The following is a 19260-nucleotide window of genomic DNA, read 5'->3' as shown; positions in this document are numbered from 1 at the left end:
GGACGGGAGGCCCGGTACCAGCTGGTACCGGGCCTCCCGTCCGCCTTGTGCTCGCGTCGACTACGTGAGCAGCGCGACCAGGTGGGAGCGCGACCGCGCGCCCACCTTGCGGTAGATCTGCGTGAGCCGCAGCTCCACCGTGCGCTGCGACATGAACAGCGACGACGCGATCTCGCGGTTGCGGTAGCCCTCCGTCACCTTCTGCACCACGGCGCGCTCCTCGGCCGTGAGCGAGGTGAGCACCGCGGAGGCGTCCGGAGCGCTCCGGGGCGTCCCCGGCATCGACGCGGACAGCACCGGTGCGGACCGGAGCGACGGACCCGTGCCGAACGGCGGCATGGCCGCTGCCGGTGCAGGGGTGACGAGGGGACGGCGCATGCCGGCCGCCTCGTACGCCGCTGCTGCTGCCGCACCGAGACGCGGACGCTCGGCGGGGTTGCCGACCGTCGCGAGGGCCGCGAACGTCCGTGCCCGCTCGAACTGCGAGTCGTGCGGCTGGAACAGCTCCAACGCGCGGCGACGGGCGGTGTCCCGGGTGGTGTCGTCGGCGACGAGCGCGAGGCTCCTCGCCAGCACGAGCGCACCCCAGCGACCCGGTCGGGCGTGGTGGTCCGCAGCGAGCCGCGCGGTGATGGTGCGGGCGTCGTCGATCCGTCCGAGGCGTGCGTACGCCTCGACCAGGTCGCCGAGGTGCCGGAGCACCGCGGGGTTCCGCAGGGACCGGCCGATGGCGTCCGCCGCTTCGAGTGCGGCGGCTGCCTCCTCCAGTCGGCCATCGAGCAGCAGGACCCGACCGCGGAGCGCGTGCAGCTTCGCCGTCGCGCCCCACAGGCGGCTCGTCGAACGGTGCTCGAGGCACCGGTCCACGACCGCCAGGGCATCGGCGGAGCGCCCCTCGGCGAAGTGCCGCCAGGCGATCGCGATGGCCCGCGACGGCTCACGGAGCCGTTCGACCACCGAGGAACCGGCCTCCCAGACGTCGATCGCACGGAGCGCCTGCCGGAAGTTCCCGGAGCGCACCTCGTTCTCGGCGGTCAGGTAGCGGGCTGCCTCGGTCCACACCGGCGCCGTCTGCGGGCCACGGGCGAGGACGAGTGCGAACACCCGACGCGCGCTCCGGTACCGCTCGGCGATGCTCAGCGCGTGGGCGAGGAGCAGCAGGGCCGGGTCGGACATCGCCAGCAGCACCGACGTCGCGAGTCCGTCGTGCAGGTCGGTGTCCGAGGGCAGGGTGCCGTCGATCGCGGCGATGAGCTCCCGCGCGGTCGTCGTGATCTCCAACGTGTGCGGAGACGCCGACGCCTCGAGGGGCTCGACGCGGTGCAGCAGGTCCTTCGCCTGGTCGAGCTCCCACGCCTCGGCACGGAAGCACGCCACCATGGCCATCAGCCCGGCGACCGCGTCCACGTCGGCCGGCTCGGTCGCGTCCACCGACACGAGGAGTTCGTCCGCGTGCACGGCGTCGCCACTGAGGTACTGCGCCGAGTACTGCAGGCGCAGCCGGCGGACCTCGTGCGCCGTCGTCCGGAACGGACGGAGCGCGGCGAGGTAACGCGCGGCGAAGCCGAGCAGCCGGTTGCCGAGCAGGGCCTCAGCGACCCCGAGCAGCGCGACGAGCTCGTCCTCGGTGCCACCACCGACGTGCAGGGCACGCTCGGTGAGGGCGATCGCGGCGTGCACGTTGCCGTCCACCACGTAGGACCGTGCGGCGCTGAGCAACGCGACCACGTCGGGGACGTCGTCGACGAAGCTCCGGTGCCACGCGGCTGCCCGCGGGTCGGACTCGGCGCTCGCCGTGGCCAGCGCGGCGTGCGCCGCGCGGCGGTCACGGGCGGGCATCCGCCAGTACAGCGCGGACCGGACCAGGGGGTCGCGGACCGTCACGCTCTGGCCCCGCACGGTGGCGAGGCCTGCTCCGACCAGGTCGTCCAACTCGTCGCGGTCCCAGGCCGTGGTCTTCGCGACCGGCACCAGGGCGAGTTTCGCGAGGACGTCCAGATCTCGTCCCGCGGCGGACCCGAGTGCGAGGGCTGCGAGGGCCTCGGTCGTCGGAGTGGGTCGGAGCGGGAGCACGATCGGCTCCGCGCCGGTGAGCTGCTCGCGGCTGAGCACCGCGAGTTGTTCGCGGAGCGCGCCGGGGTTGCCACCGGTCTCCGCGGCGAGGACGGCGAGGACGCCGTCGTTCGCTTCTTCCGGTGCCATGGTCCGGGCGAGGATGAGTGCCTCGTCGGACGGCAGCGGCTCGATGCGGAGCGCCGGCAGGGCCGCGAGCGGACCGTCCGACGGCACCGAACGGACCGTCGCCACGACGCGCAGGGCGGTGCCTGCGAGTCGGCCGGCGAGGAACGCGATGAGCTCCTGGCTCTCGACGTCCATGCGGTCGAGGTCGTCGATCAGCACGAGCGTCGGCGGCAGGGTGAGGGCGTGCACGGCGTCGAGGAAGTCGTGCGCCGCCGCCAGTCCGGCGGTCACGGGGACCGCCGTCTCACCCGTCTGCAGGAGATGGGCGATGTGGGCCGTCGCACGAGGGTCGTCGAGCGCGGTGAACAAGGAGGTCACGCCGGCCAGCGGCCAACGGGATTCACTCCCGTTGACACCGACCCGCACGACGGGGAGGGAAACGCGGTTCGAGACCGCGTCGAGGACGCTGCTGCGTCCGGAACCAGGGTCGCCGACCACGACCATCGCGGACTCCCGAGGGAGTACAGCGAGGGTCGCGATCCGGTCGACCTCGAGACGTCGACCGGTGAGTGCCATGACTCACCGGCCTCCGGGCCCGGAAGCGGATCCTGCGGAGAGGTCGTCGGCGAACGCTGCGAGCGCTGCGACGGGGCGCCGTGAGGCGGACCGGACTGCTGCACGGTGGGTGGCCGTGTCGGAGTGCGGACGGATGGCGGCGACTGCGCGCGCGCCGGAGCTGTCGTGGATTGAATGCGGTCGACGAGTGAGGGTGCACTCGGTTCCGCTCGGGAACGATGATGTCATCGTCTGTATCACCCCTCGGGTTAGGGTCTTCGGACGAACACGGGAGGCCGTGCACGTGCACTCGGATCTAGGGAATCCAGGTGCTTGCGTGACCTTCCGTACGAGCACGATAACTCAGGTCCTGACCATCTGAGCCGCCCCGCGCACCGCGTATCCGGCAACGGTGCCCCCAGTCCGGGGGGCCACGATGAGGGGGTGTCACCCACCCGGGGGGTGGGTCTCGCCCGCCCGGAGGCCGGTCGGTGTACGAACGATGGTGATGTCCAGCGCTCACCCGACCGACGCCCGCCTCGACGACCGCACGCGTTGGAGGGCCTTCGCCGTGTGCGTCGCGGTGGCCGCCCTGACGATCCTCGACCTGTCGAAGGTCAACGTCGGGCTGCCGTCGATCGAGAAGTCCCTCGGCGCCACCAGCTCGTCGCTGCAGCTCATCGTGGCGGGGTACGCGCTGGCGTTCGGCCTCGCCCTCGTGCCCGCCGGCCGGCTCGGCGACCTGAAGAGCCGCCGAGCCCTGTTCATCATCGGACTCGTGGCGTTCACCGTGTCGAGCCTGCTCTGCGCCGTGGCGCCGACCATCGAGGTGCTCATGGTCACGCGGATCCTGCAGGGCTTCGCCGCCGGCACCCAGATGCCGCAGGTGATCGGACTCGTGCAGCAGTTGTTCCGGGGCCCGGAGCGCGGACGGGCCTTCGGGCTGTTCGGCGCCATGATCGGCATCTCGACGGCGCTCGGCCCGACGATCGGCGGTGGCCTCATCGCGATCGGCGGTGAGGAGAACGGGTGGCGGCTGCTGTTCTGGATGAACGTGCCGCTCGGGCTCGTCGCGCTGTTCTTCGCGATGCGGCTGCTGCTCAAGGGGGCGCAGGGACAGGCGAAGGACCGCGAGCTGGACATCGTCGGCATCCTGCTGCTCGGCGCCGCCATCATCACGCTGATGCTGCCGTTCGTGCTCACCACGGGTGCCGGCGACTCCGGTGCCCGGTGGCTCTGGCTGATCGCCTTCGTCGTGTTCCTCGGCCTGTTCGTGCTCTGGGAGGTCCGGTACAAGCAGCAGGGCAAGTCACCGGTGGTGCACTTCGAGCTGTTCCGGCTGTCGTCGTACCGCAACGGGCTGTCGATCGTGGCCGTCTACTTCGCGGCGATCCCGGCGTCCTTCCTGATGGTGACGCTGTTCCTGCAGGAGGGGCTCGGGCTGTCACCGCTGTTCGCCGGCATGGTGAGCATCCCGTTCGCGGCCACGAGCGCCGTGGGGTCCTACATCGGCGGACGGATCGTCGACCGGGTCGGACGGGCCCTGGTGGTCTTCGGGCTCTTCATGGTCGTCGTCGGCTTCGTGCTCCTCATGCTCGCCGCGGTGCTGACCCCGCCGGAGGTCACGCCGTGGGCGATGGCCGGGGCGTTCCTGGTCGGCGGGCTCGGCGGCGGGTTCGTGGTGTCGCCGAACCAGACGCTCACCCTGGCCGAGATCCCCGTGGAGCAGTCCGGGGTCGCCGGGTCGATGCAGCAGCTCGGGCAGCGCGTCGGGACCGCGATCGGGACCGCGGTGGCGACGAGCATCTTCTACGGGATCGTGCGGGGTGCTGCTGCCGGGGGCTCCGGCGGGAGTCGGCTCGATGCGTACCACGACGCGTTCCGGAGCGGCACGACGTTCACGGTCTCGCTGATGGCCCTCGCGCTCGTGCTGGCGGTCGGGGACCTGGTGGTGCGGCGGCGTGCTGCCCGGCGTGAGGCGGCGGCTGCGGCCGCCTGATCGACTCGGACCGACACCCGCGACGTCATCCGACGTCGAGAGTGTCGTTCGGGGTCGTGCTAGCGGCGGATGACCTCGACGACGGCGTCGTGCACCAGGCCGTTCGTCGCGAGTGCACTGCCGTGCCAGGCCCCGGGGTCGCCGTCGAGTGAACTGAAGCGCCCGCCGGCTTCCTCCACGATGGGCACGAGGGCCGCGATGTCCCACGGCTTCAGGTCGGGTTCGCCCGCGATGTCGATGACCCCCTCGGCGACCAGCATGTACGACCACATGTCGCCGTAGGCGCGCGTCCGCCAGACCTTGCGGGACAGGTCGACGAGGGACTCGAGCCGGTCGTCGTCGTCCCACTGCTGGATGCTGTTGTAGCTCAGGCTCGCGTCGGACAGGTCCGCGACACCGGAGACGCGGAGGTCGCCGTCGAAAGAGTGCGCGCCGAGGCCCTCGGCCGCCCACCAGCGCTTGCCGAGCGCGGGGGCGCTCACGACGCCGAGCACGGGGCGGCCGTCGACCGCCAGGGCGATGAGCGTCGCCCACACCGGCACACCGCGCAGGTAGTTCGCGGTGCCGTCGATCGGGTCGATGACCCACTGACGGTGCCCCTCGCTGGTCGCCTCGGCGCCGGTGTCCGCCGTGGTCTCCTCGCCGAGGAACGCGTCGTCGGGTCGTTCCGTCGCGATCCGCTCGCGCAGGGCGTGTTCGACGGCCTGGTCGGCGTCGGTCACGTGCGTGCTGTCGGCCTTCTTCGACACGTGCAGGTCGGCGGCGCGGAACCGCTCGAGGCTGATCGTGTCGGCGATGTCGGCGAGCGAGCGGGCGAAGTCCAGGTCGGCGCTGAGGTCCACGGGTCGAGCGTAGCGGGGCTACGCGGCGACGACCTCTTCCTCTTCGAGCCGGGTGACCTCACGCTCGCGGGCGATGCGGGTGCGGCGGACGACGAGGCCGTGCACGACCACGCACAGCAGGACGGCTGCGGCGAGCCAGAGCGCGAGCACCAGGGACGACCGGCCGAGCGAGGCGTCCGGGAAGTACTGCAGGTCCTGTGCCGCCTGCAGCCACGCGGCGCCACTCCAGAAGGAGTGGAGTGCGGAGAAGAACCCGGGCACGAACGACGCCTGGAAGATGCCGCCGGACGACGTGAAGTTGAGCATCACGAACAGCATGGTGAGCACGGGTGTCGTCCACCGCCCGAGGACCGGGTGCAGGCCGACGCCGATCGCGACGATGATCGCGTCGTACAGCCAGGCGAACAGGAACACCTGCCAGTGGTGCGTGGTGATGACGCCGTAGATCGGCCCGGCGACGATGATGCCGATGCCGGCGACGACCCCGGCGGTGGCGAGGCCGACCACCGCGGTCCACACCGCGCGGAGCTTCGTCGCGACGGACGCCACCGCGATCGCCGATGCGTAGCCGCCGACGCTCAGGGCGACGAGCAGGAAGAACAGCCCCTGGCCGGTGCTGTCCTGTTCGCCCGTGGGGACGACGTCGACGACCCGGAACGGCACGTGCTGCTCGTACGCGATCGGCAGGAAGACCTTCTGTGCGGCGCTCGCGGTCGTCTCCGATGCCGCGGTCGACACGTAGAGCGTCGCGCCCGTGGTGGTCGGGGCGTACACGGCGGCCAGGTCGCGGTCGCGGATCTGCCGCTCGGCGTCCTTGGTCGAGGGGACGACGTGGGCGACGAGGGCACCGTCGGACTCGTCGGTGACGGTCTGGGCGAACACCTGGGTCGCGGCGGACTGCCCGACGATGCCGACCGGCAGTTCCTTCGGCGCGGGGGCGTGGAAGGCACCGAGGTACGCCAGGCCCATGCCGGCGGCGAGGAACAGCGGCACGAGGATGTGCGTGGCGAAGGTCAGGAGCACCCGTCCGAGGCCGGCCGGGCGCAGGACGCTGTCGGTGCGCTGCGGTCGCGGTGCTCGGGAGGACTTGTGGGTGGGGGAGTGGTGCGCGTGCGACGTCGTTGTCGTGCTCGAGGACGGGGCGTCGACGGCGGGGGTCGGCGCAAAGTTGTACTTTGCAACTTCAGACACGAGGGTTCACTGTACAACACCGCTGCACACTTGTCGACGCGTGCTGGGTGGGGTGGGGTGGGGTGGGGTGGGGTGGGCCGGGCGCGGTGGGACGAGGTGCCACGCCCGAGCGCCCTCCGCCGAGGTTCCACGACATGCCGCACGCGGTTCGCCGAGGTTCCACGAACGGCCCGAACCACCGCCGAGATGTGCAGATTTCGGAACTTGGACGGGCCGCGACTGGAGGGCCGCGACTGGACGGGACGGGCGGGACTGGCCACGCCTGGACAGGACGGGCGAGCGGGACGGGGCGCCGGAGTGGTCACGACACGCCGTGCGTCGGAGCTCGAGCGGCCACGAACCGTCGAATGCTGCTCCGTCAGGCGACAGTTCGTGACCCATCGGCGCACGCCGACGGGCGCGGGCGCGGGCGCGCCGCGGGTTACTCGAGGCCGGGGTCGGAGGCGCCCATGCCCGTCAGGAGCGCGCGGAACGAGTCGAGCCGTTCGACGCCGGTGACGCCGAGCTCGCCGTCCTGCACCCGGTCGACGATCTCCCAGTCGTGTGCCTGCGCCAGGGGGATGCCGTCCCGAGCGGGGCGCACCGGGATCGCGTGCGAGGCGAACGCGCGGAACACGTTCGCGGGGTCGACGTGCCCGAGGCCGAACGACCGCACGCCCGGGGTGTCGATGATCCACCCGCCGTCACGGACCCGCAGCGCGATCGACGACGACGAGGTGTGCCGCCCGCGCCCGGTCACCGAGTTCACGACGCCGATAGCGCGCGTCGACCCGGTCAGGGCGTTCACGAGGGTCGACTTGCCGACACCGGAGTGCCCCACGGTCACCGTGACCTTGTCGTCGAGCAGGTCGTGCAGCGCCTCGAACGGGACGTCGTCGGACCGACTCGTCACGATCCGCAAGGAGAGGCAGGCGAAGTGCGCCAGGAACGGCGCCGGGTCAGCGAGGTCCGTCTTCGTGATGCAGAGGATCGGGTCGAGCCCGGCGTCGAACGCGGCGACCAGGTAGCGGTCGATGAGCCGGGTGCGGGGCTCGGGGTCGGCGGCCGCCACGACGATGAGCATCTGGTCGGCGTTCGCCACGATGACGCGCTCGACCTCGTCGGAGTCGTCGGCACTGCGGCGGAGCAGCGTGGTGCGCTCGGCGACCTTCACGATGCGCGCCAGCGATCCGGGGTCACCCGAGACGTCGCCGACGAGCGACACGTGGTCGCCGGTGACGACGGACTTCTTGCCGAGCTCGCGGGCCTTCGTCGCCGTGATGACGTGCTCGGGATCGGAGCCGGACCCCGTCCCCACCAGCACGCCGAACCGCCCACGGTCGACGTTCGTGACCCACCCCACGGGGGCGTCGTCGTACGTCGGCCGGGTCTTCGTGCGCGGCCGGTTGCCCTTCGGGTTCGGACGCACCCGCACGCTCGACTCGTCGTACTGTCCGTACGGTTCGTCCGCGTCGGAGTCGTCACCGTCGACGTCGTCCCACCAGCTCATGCGTCAGGCCCCCGCGTCCCCGGTCGAGACCAGCGCCGCCCACAGCTCGGGGAACTGCGGCAGCGTCTTGGCCGTGCACCCGATGTCGTCGACGGCGACGCCGTCGACGACGAGGCCCACGACGGCGCCGGCCGTCGCCATCCGGTGGTCGTCGTACGCGGCCCAGTCGCCGCCGTGGAGCGCGGCAGGCTCGATGCGCAGGCCGTCGTCGAGTTCGTGCACCGCGCCTCCCGACCGGTTCACGTCCGCCGCGAGCGCGGCGAGACGATCCGTCTCGTGCCCACGCAGGTGGCCGATCCCGGTGATCTCGGTCGGCCCGCCGGCCAGCGCGGCCAGCGCGACGAGCGCCGGTGCGAGCTCGCCGCCGCGGCTGAGGTCCAGGTCGAGACCCGGCAAGGAGGCCCCACCCCGGATCCCGACGCCGCCGTCGACGACCAGGTCGTCGCCGTCACGGGCCACGGTCGCGCCCCACAGGGGCAGGAGCGTCTCGAGGTCGGCGCCGACCTGCGTGGTCTCGCGCGGCCAGGTGCGGATGCGGACGGTGCCGCCGGCGACGAGCGCGGCGACCGCGAACGGCGCGGCGTTCGACAGGTCGGGCTCGATGGTGACGTCGCGCGCGGCGATCGGACCGGGGTGGACGACCCACTCGCCGACCGCGGGTTCGTCGACGGTCACGCCGCGGGCACGGAGCGCGGCGACGGTCATCTCGATGTGCGGCAGGCTCGGCAGGTGTTCCCCGACGTGGGTGAGGTGCAGGCCCTCGTCGAAGCGCGGCGCGGAGAGCAGCAGGCCCGACACGAACTGCGACGACGCCGACGCGTCGATCGACAGGGCGCCACCGCGCACCGAACCGGTGCCGGTGAACGCGAACGGCATCGAGCCGTCGCCGTCGTCGGTGACGTCGACGCCCAGGTCGACGAGCGCCCCGATGATCGCGTGCATCGGACGCTTGCGGGCGTAGGGGTCGCCGTCGACGACGACCGGGCCGACCGCCAGGGCGGCCAGCGGCGGCAGGAACCGCATCACGGTGCCGGCGAGGCCGCAGTCGACGCGGACGTCGCCGTGCATCGGTGCCGGGGTGATCCGCAGGTCCGGGCCGTAGGGGTTCGGCTGCGCGCCCGGTGCCGGCTCGACCTCGTCGATCCCGACGCCGAGCTGCCGGAGCGCCGCGATCATGAGCGCCGAGTCGCGCGAGTGCAGCGGCAGGCGGATGACGGAGGGGCCGTCGGCAAGGGCGGCGAGCACGAGCTCGCGGTTCGTCAGCGACTTCGAGCCGGGCAGCGCGACGTCGCCACGCAGGGGACCGCGCGCGAGCGGGGCGATCCAGGGGGCCGGGTCCGCGGCGGCCTGTGCACCGCTGTGGGAATGCGTCGTGTCTGCCATCGGTTCACAAGACTACTGAAACGATCGGGAGGACCCTTGGCGACAGCACTCGCACCCTCGCGGACGCGCCTACCCGGCGTGTCCACGTCGCTCGCTCTAGACTGGCCCGCGATGACGACCGACGAGCCGCAGGCAGCACCGCACGACCTGGTCGAGGCGACCGAGGAGCAGCTCGACGCGGTCGAGGCGGAAGAAGCGGACGACGAGTCCTTCGTCGACGCCAAGACCGTGTCGGCCGACGAACTCCGGGCCCTCTTCGAGACCCAGGCACTGCCCTTCATGGACCAGCTCTACGGTGCGGCGATGCGGATGACCCGCAACCCGGCCGATGCGTCGGACCTCGTGCAGGAGACCTTCGTCAAGGCGTTCGCCGCGTTCCGCCAGTTCAAGCAGGGCACCAACCTGAAGGCCTGGCTGTACCGGATCCTGACGAACACGTTCATCAACACGTACCGCAAGAACCAGCGGAACCCGTACCAGGGCACCATCGACGAGCTCGAAGACTGGCAGCTCGGCGGCGCGGAGAGCGTCACCCAGTCGATCTCCGCACGGTCCGCCGAGGCCGACGCGATCGACCACCTGCCGTCGTCCGCCGTCAAGGACGCCCTGCAGGCCATCCCCGAGGACTTCCGGATGGCCGTGTACTTCGCCGATGTCGAGGGCTTCTCGTACCAGGAGATCGCCGACATCATGAAGACCCCCGTGGGGACGGTCATGAGCCGTCTGCACCGTGGTCGCCGGCTCCTCCGGGGGCTCCTGGCGGACCACGCCCGTGAGACCGGCATCGTCCCGGACGCAGCGTCGACGGCGACGATGCGCGGACGAGGCCGGAAGACTGCCGCGACCGAGGGTCGCGTCGATGGGAAGGAAGCACGATGAGCGGCTGCGACTGCTCCAAGGCGAAGGCCGAGCTCGAGGAGTTCCTGCACGGGGAGCTCTGCCGCGAGGACGCGGCGGACATCCGTGAGCACATGGACGACTGCGAGGACTGCACGACCGAACACCGCGTCGGCGTCGTCCTGATCGAGACCGTGCGCCGCGCATGCAAGGAGACCGCTCCGGAAGAACTGCGTGGCGAGATCCTCGCGCGCATCCGGCTGGAGCAGTCGACCCACTGAGGTCCTTCGCTCCGTCGTCACACGACGGGTCGGGTCGGTAGTGTCACGGACATGACCCTCCTCGTCGAGTCGATCACCACCTGGTCCGACACGGACGTCTCCGACGTCGCTGCCCTCGTCCGCCTGCTCGGCCACGAGGTCGACGACGCCGCGATGCGCGCACGCCTCGAACGGCTCACGCCCGAGGCCGGACACCGCACCTGGGTGGTGCGCGGGGACGACGGACGGCCGGTCGCCGTCGCCGGCGCGCAGGTCACCTGGGCGTACGCGAGCGACGAGCCGACGGCGCAGCTCCTGCTGCTGGTGGTCGACGACACGGCCAGGAGGCTCGGCACCGGTTCCGCGCTCATCGGCACCTTCGAAGCATGGGCCGTCGAGCAGGGCGCGCGTCGCCTGAGCGCTGTCAGCGCGGCTGCCACGGACAGCGCGCACCGGTTCTACCAGAAGCGCGGGTACCACGACGCGGGTGTGCGCTACACGAAGATCGCGTAGCGCACACCCGCGTCGGGGGTCCGGGCCGAGTGCCTAGCCGAGGGCTCTTTCGATGACCTCGGTGGCTTCCTGTGCGGAACGCTTCGACGACCCGGTGGCCGGCGCGGCGCTCGCGGCACGGGCGGCGACCGACAGCGGCCGACCGTCGAGGTGCGGCGACAGGTTCATGCAGACGAACGGCCAGGCGCCCTGGTTCTCCGGCTCTTCCTGCGCCCACACGACGTCGGCGTCCGGGTAGCCCGCGAGCACCTCGAGGATGCGCTCGAGGGGGAGCGGTGCGAGCTGCTCGAGACGGACGAGGGCGACGTCGGTGACCCCGCGCTTGTCCACCTCGGCGCGCAGGTCGTGGTGCACCTTGCCGGAGTGCAGCACCACGCGACGGACCGCCGCCTCGTCAGCCACGCGTTCGTCGTCGATCACTTCCTCGAACGTGCCGTTCGTGAAGGCCTCGACCGCGCTCGTCGCCTGGCGCAGGCGGAGCATGGCCTTCGGGGAGAACACGATCAACGGCTTCTGCGGACGCTCCCACGCCTGACGACGCAGCAGGTGGAAGTACGACGCCGGGGTCGACGGACGGGCGACGACCATGTTGTCCTCGGCGCACAGCTGCAGGTAGCGCTCGATGCGGGCGGACGAGTGATCGGGTCCCTGGCCCTCGTAGCCGTGCGGCAGCAGCAGGACGAGGCCGGAGCGTTGCCCCCACTTCTGCTCGGCGGACGAGATGAACTCGTCGATGACGGTCTGGGCGCCGTTCGCGAAGTCGCCGAACTGCGCCTCCCACAGCACGAGTGCCTCGGGCCGCTCGACCGAGTAGCCGTACTCGAACGCCATCGCCGCGTACTCGCTGAGCAGCGAGTCGTAGATGGTGAACCGGGCCTGGTCCTCGGTGAGGTTCGACAGCGGCAGCCACTCCTGGCCGTTCGACCGGTCGTGGAACACCGCCTGGCGCTGGACGAAGGTGCCGCGGCGGGCATCCTGGCCGGCGAACCGGACGGGCTTGCCCTCCACCAGCAGCGAACCGATCGCCATGAGCTCGGCCATCGCCCAGTCCACACCGCCGTTGCGCGTCATGTCCGTGCGCTTCGACAGCAACTGCTGCAGCTTCGGGTGGATCGAGAAGCCGGCGGGCGGGTTGCTGTGCGCGTCACCGATGGAGCGGACGAGCTCTTCGGACACTGCGGTCTCGCGGACCTCGACCTCGGAGTCGTCCTGCTGCGCCGCCGGGCGTTCGAGCCCCTGCACGGCACCGTCGTCGTCGACCTGGATCACCGGGACGGTGCCGGTCTGCGCCTCGTGTGTCTCGGCGAAGGCACGCTCCAGGCGGTCCTGGAAGTCGCGGTGCGCCTCGTCGTACTCTTCCTGCGTGATGTCACCGCGACCGACGAGGGCCTCGGTGTACAGCGTGCGGACGGACCGCTTCGCCTCGATCAGGTTGTACATGAGCGGCTGGGTCATCGAGGGGTCGTCGCCCTCGTTGTGCCCGCGGCGGCGGTAGCAGATGAGGTCGATGACGACGTCACGGTGGAACGCCTCGCGGTACGCGAACGCCAGGTCGGCGACGCGTGCGACGGCCTCGGGGTCGTCGCCGTTCACGTGGAAGATCGGTGCCTGGATCGTCTTCGCGACGTCGGTGGAGTACACCGAGCTGCGCGCCGACTCGGGCGGGGTGGTGAACCCGACCTGGTTGTTGATGACCAGGTGCACGGTGCCGCCCGTGCGGTAGCCACGGAGCTGCGACATCTGCAGCGTCTCGACGACCACGCCCTGGCCGGCCATCGCCGCGTCGCCGTGCACGAGCACCGGCAGGACGTTCGTCGAACCGGGGCCCTGCTTGTCCTGCTTGGCGCGGACGATGCCCTCGAGCACGCCGTCGACGGCCTCGAGGTGGGACGGGTTCGCCGCGATCGTCACGGGGATGCTCGAGCCGTCCGACGTGCGGAACAGCCCCTCGGTGCCGACGTGGTACTTGACGTCGCCGGAGCCCTGACCGGACACCGAGCCCGGCAGGGACGAGCCCTCGAACTCACGGAAGATCTGGCCGTAGGTCTTGCCGGCGATGTTCGTCAGGACGTTCAGGCGACCGCGGTGGGCCATGCCGATCGCGACCTCGGCCAGGCCGACACCGGCGGCGTGCTGGATGAGCGTGTCGAGGAAGGCGATGGTGGACTCGCCGCCCTCGAGCGAGAAGCGCTTCTGCCCGACGTACTTGGTCTGCAGGAAGGTCTCGAAGGCCTCGGCCTCGTTGAGCTTGCCGAGGACGCGGAGCTGCTCGTCCTTCGACGGCTTCGAGTACGGGACCTCGATGCGTTCCTGCACCCAGCGGCGCTGCTCCGGGTCCTGGATGTGCATGTACTCGATGCCGACGGTGCGGCAGTAGGCGTCGCGCAGGATCCCGAGGACGTCGCGCAGCGGAGCACTCGTCGTGCCGGCCAGCCCGCCGGTGACGAACTCGCGGTCGAGGTCCCAGAACGTCAGCCCGTGGCTCTCGATCTCGAGGTCGGGGTGCGTGCGCTGGCGGTACTCGAGCGGGTCGATGTCGGCCATCAGGTGCCCGCGGACGCGGTAGCTGTTGATGAGCTCCTGCACGCGGGCGGTCTTGTTGACGCGGTGCGCCAGGTCGACGTTGATGTCGTTCGCCCACTGGATCGGCTTGTACGGGATCCGGAGCGCCGCGAAGATGCCGTCGTAGAAGCCGTGCTCGCCGATGAGGCGCTCGTGCACGTGCTTGAGGTACTCGCCGGAACCGGCGCCCTGGATCACCCGGTGGTCGTAGGTGCTCGTCAGGGTGATGGTCTTGCCGATGCCGAGCTCGACGAGGGTCTTCGACGCCGAGCCCTGGAACTGCGCCGGGTACTCGAGGGCGCCGGCGCCGATGATCGAGCCCTGCCCCTTGGTCAGGCGGGGGACCGAGTGCACGGTGCCGATGCCGCCCGGGTTCGTGAGCGAGATCGTGGTGCCCTGGAAGTCGGCCGGCGTCAGCTTGTTGTCGCGGGCCCGCTTGACCAGGTCCTCGTAGGCCGACAGGAACTGGCCGAAGGTCAGGGTCTCCGCACGCTTGATGCTCGGCACGAGGAGCGACCGGGTGCCGTCCTTCTTCGGGACGTCGATCGCGATGCCGAGGCCCACGTGCGCCGGGGCGACGACGAACGGCTTGCCGTCGCGCTCCTCGTAGAACACGTTCTGGCTCGGGAAGTCCTTGAGTGCCTGCACCATCGCCCACCCGATGAGGTGGGTGAAGGAGATCTTGCCGCCGCGGGCACGGCGCAGGTGGTTGTTGATGACGATCCGGTTGTCGATCATCAGCTTCGCCGGGATCGTCCGGACACTCGTTGCCGTCGGGACGGTCAGCGAGGCGTCCATGTTCGACGCCAGGGTCTTCGCCATGCCCCGGAGCGGGGTCGCCACGTCCTCGTGGGTCTCCTCGTGGTCGTCGGCGGCGTCGTTGGCCTCGGCCGGGATCGGCGGCGGGGTCGGCTGGCGCGACGTGGTCTTCGCCTGGATCGGACCACCCTGCGCTGCCTGCTGCTGCGGGGCCGGCGCGTCGCCGGTCGCGGGCTGCTGCGTGGTCGACTGCGCGGGCGTCGAGGACTGCTGGTCAGCTGCCGGAGCGCCGCCGACCTGCGTGCGGTGGTAGCTCTCGAGGACCGGCCACCAGGACTTGTCGACCGACTCCTTGTCCGCGACGAACTGCTCGTAGAGCTCGTCGACGAGCCACTCGTTCGCCCCGAATTCGCCCGCGGTCTCGTCCGTTCCGGTCAGATGGCTCGACACAGCCGATCGCCCACTCTCCGTCGATAGATGCTCGTGTGTGTCGTGCGGTGCAACCCTGCCCCGCACAGGTGCCAAGCCTAGCCGCTCGCACATGTCCGTTCGGTGTCAGCCGCGGCGCGAGTCGGGGCCCGGTCCGGCCTCCGGGCGGAGCCGTACAGTGGGGCCCATGAGGTTCTACGAGACGCGGCCGACACACGACCTGACCTACTCCGACGTCTTCCTCGTCCCGAGCCGATCCGGCGTGACGAGCCGCTTCGACGTCGACCTCGCGTCGAACGACGGCAGCGGTGCGACGATCCCGATCGTGAGCGCCAACATGAACTCGGTCACGGGTCCGCGCCTCGCCGCGACCCTGGCCCGGCGCGGGGGCCTCGGCGTCCTGCCGCAGGACATGCACCTGCAGGACCTCGACGCCGCGATCCGCTGGGTGAAGGACCAGCCGGTCGACTACGACACCGCCTACGACATGGGCTCGTCCACCACCGTCGCCGAGGCGCTCGAGCAGCTGCTGCCCGTCGCCGGTCGGGGCGTGGTGGTCCGCGACGCCGCCGGGGAGTACCTCGGGTGCGTCCCCGCCAGCCGGCTCGGCGACGCCGGTCCCGACGCGACGCTCGGCGACCTGCTGCACGGCGCCTCGACCGCGATCGACGCCGAGGACGCCGGCACGCCCCGCCACGTCTACGACGTCCTGAGCGGCGCCGAGGTCGACTTCGCACCCGTCGTGCGGCACGGCAAGGTCGTCGGCACCACGAGCCGGACCAGCGCCATCCGCTCGGACATCTACACGCCGGCCGTCGACGTCTCTGGTCGCCTGCGCGTCGCGGCCGCGATCGGCATCAACGGCGACGTCGCCGCCAAGGCGCAGGCCCTCGCCGCCGCCGGGGTCGACGTGCTCGTGCTCGACACGGCGCACGGCCACCAGGAGAGCATGCTCCGCGCGCTCCGCACCGTCGCGGGGCTCCGGCTCGGCATCCCGCTCGTCGCCGGCAACGTCGTCACCGCCGACGCCGTCGCCCACCTCGTCGACGCGGGCGCGGACATCATCAAGGTCGGTGTCGGACCCGGCGCCATGTGCACCACGCGCATGATGACCGCCGTCGGTCGGCCGCAGTTCTCCGCCGTCCTCGAGACCGCCGCCGCCGCCCGGTCCCTCGGCGCGCACGTCTGGGCCGACGGCGGGGTGCGCTACCCGCGCGACGTCGCCCTCGCACTGGCGGCCGGCGCCTCGGCCGTGATGATCGGCTCGTGGTTCGCCGGCACCCTCGAAGCGCCGGGCATGCTCCGTCGCGACGCCGCCGGCAAGGCCTACAAGGAGAGCTGGGGGATGGCGTCCGCGAAGGCCGTCCGCGAGCGCTTCGAGCGGCTCGACCCGTACGAGCGGGCCCGCAAGGAGCTCTTCGCCGAGGGGATCTCGTCGTCGACGATCTACCTCGACCCGGAGCGCCCGAGCGTCGAGGACCTGCTCGACATGATCACCACGGGCGTCCGGAGCTCCGCCACCTACGCGGGCGCCGCGTCGCTGGCCGAGTTCTCCGAGCGTGCCCTGGTCGGCATCCAGTCCGCCGCCGGCTACGAAGAGGGCAAGCCGCTCCCCGTCAGCTGGTAGCGCGCCGGCGGGCGCGGCCCTGGTCGCGACCACGAACGGACGGGAGGCCCGTGGCGAGACCGCCACGTGCCTCCCGTCCGCCATCGCGAAAGCGACAGATCCCTGCGGAACGTTCGCGGGAATCTGTCGCTTTGGCGGGACTTGCGGTGCGGCTACCGGCGTCGGGTCGCGTCCTCGACCTCGCCGACGAGCTCCTCGAGGATGTCCTCGAGGAAGAGCACGCCGAGCGTCCGGCCGTCGGCGTCGAACGCCCGCGCGACGTGGCGGCCCGCGGCGCGCATGGTGGCCAGGGCGTCCTCCAGGTCCATCTCCGTGTAGAGCGAGATGAGCTGGCGGATGCGCTTCGGCGGCACCGGGTCGTCGAACTCGTCCGGCCGCAGGTCGATGACGTCCTTCACGTGCACGTAGCCCGTGGGGGAGCCATCCTCGCCGACGAGCACGTACCGCGAGAACCCGCGCTGCGCCACCGCACGCTCGACGTCCGCCGGGGTGGCGTCCTCGGGCAGGGTGACGAGCTCGGCCATCGGCACGGCGACGTCGCGGACCTTCTTCTCGGTGAACTCGAACGCCAGGGCGAGCTTGCCGTCGTCGGTCAGGGTGCCCTCGCGGCGGGACTGCTCCACGATCGTCTGCACCTCTTCCACCGTGAAGGCGCTGACGGCTTCGTCCTTGGGCTCGACGCGGAACAGGCGCAGCACGGCGTTCGCGACCTCGTTCAGGCCGACGATGACCCAGTGCAGGCCGTGGCCGATGTACCAGAGCGTCGGCACGAGCAGCAGTGCTGCCCGGTCCGGCATCGAGAACGAGATGTTCTTCGGGACCATCTCGCCGAACACCACGTGCAGGAACGAGACGAGCAGCAGCGTGACCACGAACGCCACGGTGCCGATGACCTCGACGCTCCAGCCCGTCAGGTGCAGCGGGACCTCGAGCAGGTGGTGGATCGCCGGCTCGGAGACGTTCAGGATGAGCAGCGAGCAGACCGTGATGCCGAGCTGCGTGGTCGCGAGCATGCGGGTGGCGTGCTCCATGGCCCACAGGGTCATCTGCGCAGCCTTCGAGCCTTCTTCTGCGCGCGGTTCGATCTGGGAGCGGCGGGCGGAGATGACGGCGAACTCGGCGGCGACGAAGTACGCGTTGCCGAGCAGCAGCACGAAGAGCCAGAAGATGCCCCACCAGTCGGAGCTCATCGGGTGGTCTCCTTCGTCTCCGACCGCTTCGCGGTCTTGGTGGTGGTCTTCGTGGCGGGGATGATGATGGCGGTCGCCGCGGTGTCCGTCGGCGGGGGCGTCGGGGTCCAGCGGATGCGGTCGATCCGGCGGCCGTCCAGGCGTTCGACCCGGAAGACACCGCTGTCGAGCGGGACCTCGTCACCGACGACCGGCAGGCGGCCGAGCGTCGACATGAGGAAGCCGCCGACGGTCTCGTAGGGGCCGTCCTCCGGCACCTTCACGCCGGCGCGGTCCTCGAGCTCGTCGGGACGCAGGAGACCGGGGAAGGTCAGCCAGTCGCGGGAGCGGACCACGTCGATGCGCGCGCGGTCGTGCTCGTCGGAGACCTCGCCGACGATCTCCTCGATGAGGTCCTCGAGCGTGACGACCCCGGCGGTGCCGCCGTACTCGTCGACCACGATGACCATCTGGTAGCCGCGGCCGCGGACCTCGGCGAGCAGGGTGTCGCCCGGCATCGTCTCGGGCACGCGTTCGGCGTCGGTCATGAGTGCTCCGACAGGGACCTCCGGGCGCTTCTCGCGGGGGACGGCGACGGCCTGCTTGACGTGCACGATGCCGACGACGTCGTCCGCGTCCTCCTCGATGACGGGGAAGCGGCTGAAGCCGGTCTTGCGTGCGAGGGCGATGACGTCCTGCGCGGACTCGGACACCCGGATGGTGGAGAGCCGCGGGCGCGGCGTCATCACGTCGCTGGCGCTGAGCTCCGAGAACGAGATCGTCCGCTGGAGCAGCGTCGCGGTGTCCTGCTCGAGCGACCCCTCGGACGCCGAACGGCGGAGCAGCGAGGTGAGCTCTTCGGCGCTGCGAGCACCGGAGAGTTCCTCTTGCGGCTCGATGCCGATCGACCGCAGCACGGCGTTCGCGGTGCCGTTGAGCACCGCGACCGCCGGCTTGAACACGGTCGTGAAGGCGATCTGCAACGGCACGACGAGCTTCGCGGTCTGCAGCGGCAGTGCGAGCGCGAAGTTCTTCGGCACGAGCTCGCCGAGGATCATCGACAGCAGGGTCGCGATGACGAGCGCGATGATCGATCCGACGGTCTCGACGATGCCCTCGGGCAGGTTCATCGCCAGGAACGGCGCTTCGAGCAGCTTCGCGATGGACGGCTCGAGCAGGTAGCCGGTGAGCAGCGTGGTCAGCGTGATGCCGAGCTGCGCACTCGACAGGTGCGTCGAGGTGACCTTCAACGCCCCGATGACGGGTGCCAGGCCCGGCTCACCGCGGTCGCGACGCGCTTCGACGTCGGCGCGGTCGAGGTTGACCAGCGCGAACTCGGACGCGACGAAGACGCCGGTGCCAAGTGTCAGCAGGATGCCGCCGACGAGCATGACGATGTCGATCGGACTCATGATTCACCCCCGTCCGCGCACGGGGATGACGTGCAGCTCACCGAGTGAGCGG

At 71.1% G+C, this 19260-nt stretch carries 13 protein-coding genes; 5 read left to right on the top strand and 8 right to left on the bottom strand.

The window, feature by feature from the left end:
- Positions 1-60: 60 nt before the first annotated feature.
- Entirely contained in the window at positions 61-2757 is a 2697-nt protein-coding gene (locus tag ITJ69_RS09410; RefSeq protein ID WP_123671640.1) for a helix-turn-helix transcriptional regulator, read from the bottom strand.
- 487 nt (positions 2758-3244) lie between these two features.
- Between ITJ69_RS09410 and ITJ69_RS09405 the strand changes: the two genes are divergently transcribed.
- Entirely contained in the window at positions 3245-4735 is a 1491-nt protein-coding gene (locus ITJ69_RS09405) for an MFS transporter (protein WP_194672617.1), read from the top strand.
- Between the two features lie 59 nt (positions 4736-4794).
- Here the strand turns inward: ITJ69_RS09405 and hisN are convergent, their stop codons facing one another.
- The 4 genes from hisN to aroA form a co-directional block, all read right to left on the bottom strand.
- Positions 4795-5577, bottom strand: coding sequence for a histidinol-phosphatase (hisN, locus tag ITJ69_RS09400; protein WP_123294773.1), 783 nt, complete (start codon positions 5575-5577; stop codon positions 4795-4797).
- Between the two features lie 18 nt (positions 5578-5595).
- Positions 5596-6768: a hypothetical protein gene (locus tag ITJ69_RS09395; RefSeq protein WP_194672616.1), complete on the bottom strand. Its 1173-nt coding sequence runs from the start codon at positions 6766-6768 to the stop codon at positions 5596-5598.
- A gap of 421 nt (positions 6769-7189) precedes the next feature.
- The gene (gene rsgA, locus ITJ69_RS09390) at positions 7190-8257 is read right to left on the bottom strand and encodes a ribosome small subunit-dependent GTPase A (protein ID WP_194672615.1); all 1068 of its coding nucleotides are present in this window, start codon (positions 8255-8257) and stop codon (positions 7190-7192) included.
- A gap of 3 nt (positions 8258-8260) precedes the next feature.
- Entirely contained in the window at positions 8261-9640 is a 1380-nt protein-coding gene (aroA, locus tag ITJ69_RS09385) for a 3-phosphoshikimate 1-carboxyvinyltransferase (RefSeq protein ID WP_194672614.1), read from the bottom strand.
- Positions 9641-9751: 111 nt separating this feature from the next.
- Here aroA and ITJ69_RS09380 point away from each other — a divergent pair, with 111 nt between their 5' ends.
- Genes ITJ69_RS09380 through ITJ69_RS09370 form a run of 3 tightly spaced genes read left to right on the top strand, consistent with a single transcriptional unit; the run spans position 9752 to position 11250 of the window.
- Positions 9752-10519: a sigma-70 family RNA polymerase sigma factor gene (locus ITJ69_RS09380; protein ID WP_131879772.1), complete on the top strand. Its 768-nt coding sequence runs from the start codon at positions 9752-9754 to the stop codon at positions 10517-10519.
- Positions 10516-10758: a zf-HC2 domain-containing protein gene (locus ITJ69_RS09375; protein WP_111086426.1), complete on the top strand. Its 243-nt coding sequence runs from the start codon at positions 10516-10518 to the stop codon at positions 10756-10758. The genes ITJ69_RS09380 and ITJ69_RS09375 overlap by 4 nt, the downstream gene beginning before the upstream one ends.
- A 51-nt stretch (positions 10759-10809) precedes the next feature.
- Positions 10810-11250 (top strand): GNAT family N-acetyltransferase, encoded by a 441-nt coding sequence (locus ITJ69_RS09370; RefSeq protein WP_111086422.1) that lies wholly within the window; start codon positions 10810-10812, stop codon positions 11248-11250.
- Positions 11251-11283: 33 nt separating this feature from the next.
- Here the strand turns inward: ITJ69_RS09370 and ITJ69_RS09365 are convergent, their stop codons facing one another.
- A complete protein-coding gene (locus ITJ69_RS09365) occupies positions 11284-15021 on the bottom strand; it encodes a multifunctional oxoglutarate decarboxylase/oxoglutarate dehydrogenase thiamine pyrophosphate-binding subunit/dihydrolipoyllysine-residue succinyltransferase subunit (protein WP_194672613.1) in 3738 nt (1245 codons plus the stop codon).
- 166 nt (positions 15022-15187) lie between these two features.
- Between ITJ69_RS09365 and ITJ69_RS09360 the strand changes: the two genes are divergently transcribed.
- Positions 15188-16627, top strand: coding sequence for a GuaB1 family IMP dehydrogenase-related protein (locus ITJ69_RS09360; RefSeq protein WP_194672612.1), 1440 nt, complete (start codon positions 15188-15190; stop codon positions 16625-16627).
- A 152-nt stretch (positions 16628-16779) separates the two neighbouring features.
- On the opposite strand, the gene ITJ69_RS09355 is transcribed toward ITJ69_RS09360, so the two are convergent.
- Positions 16780-17817 carry a hemolysin family protein gene (locus ITJ69_RS09355; protein WP_123294216.1) on the bottom strand — a complete coding sequence of 346 codons (1038 nt, stop codon included), beginning with the start codon at positions 17815-17817 and terminating at the stop codon, positions 16780-16782.
- Positions 17814-19208 (bottom strand): hemolysin family protein, encoded by a 1395-nt coding sequence (locus tag ITJ69_RS09350; protein ID WP_194672611.1) that lies wholly within the window; start codon positions 19206-19208, stop codon positions 17814-17816. The genes ITJ69_RS09355 and ITJ69_RS09350 overlap by 4 nt, the downstream gene beginning before the upstream one ends.
- Positions 19209-19260: the final 52 nt, after the last annotated feature.

It is taken from the genome of Curtobacterium sp. VKM Ac-2887, assembly GCF_015350935.1.
In the GTDB taxonomy this organism is placed as follows: domain Bacteria; phylum Actinomycetota; class Actinomycetes; order Actinomycetales; family Microbacteriaceae; genus Curtobacterium.
The sequence above is the reverse complement of the archived record's forward strand: the minus strand, read 5'-3'. Positions and strand labels throughout refer to the sequence as shown.

What these genes read in the sequence shown, in the direction of transcription:
- ITJ69_RS09355 (WP_123294216.1), bottom strand. Translation starts at nt 17,817, where the DNA reads ATGAGCTCCGACTGGTGGGGCATCTTCTGGCTCTTCGTGCTGCTGCTC.
- ITJ69_RS09410 (WP_123671640.1), bottom strand. Translation starts at nt 2,757, where the DNA reads ATGGCACTCACCGGTCGACGTCTCGAGGTCGACCGGATCGCGACCCTC.
- rsgA (WP_194672615.1), bottom strand. Translation starts at nt 8,257, where the DNA reads ATGAGCTGGTGGGACGACGTCGACGGTGACGACTCCGACGCGGACGAA.
- ITJ69_RS09370 (WP_111086422.1), top strand. Translation starts at nt 10,810, where the DNA reads ATGACCCTCCTCGTCGAGTCGATCACCACCTGGTCCGACACGGACGTC.
- ITJ69_RS09380 (WP_131879772.1), top strand. Translation starts at nt 9,752, where the DNA reads ATGACGACCGACGAGCCGCAGGCAGCACCGCACGACCTGGTCGAGGCG.
- ITJ69_RS09350 (WP_194672611.1), bottom strand. Translation starts at nt 19,208, where the DNA reads ATGAGTCCGATCGACATCGTCATGCTCGTCGGCGGCATCCTGCTGACA.
- ITJ69_RS09375 (WP_111086426.1), top strand. Translation starts at nt 10,516, where the DNA reads ATGAGCGGCTGCGACTGCTCCAAGGCGAAGGCCGAGCTCGAGGAGTTC.
- aroA (WP_194672614.1), bottom strand. Translation starts at nt 9,640, where the DNA reads ATGGCAGACACGACGCATTCCCACAGCGGTGCACAGGCCGCCGCGGAC.
- ITJ69_RS09360 (WP_194672612.1), top strand. Translation starts at nt 15,188, where the DNA reads ATGAGGTTCTACGAGACGCGGCCGACACACGACCTGACCTACTCCGAC.
- ITJ69_RS09405 (WP_194672617.1), top strand. Translation starts at nt 3,245, where the DNA reads ATGTCCAGCGCTCACCCGACCGACGCCCGCCTCGACGACCGCACGCGT.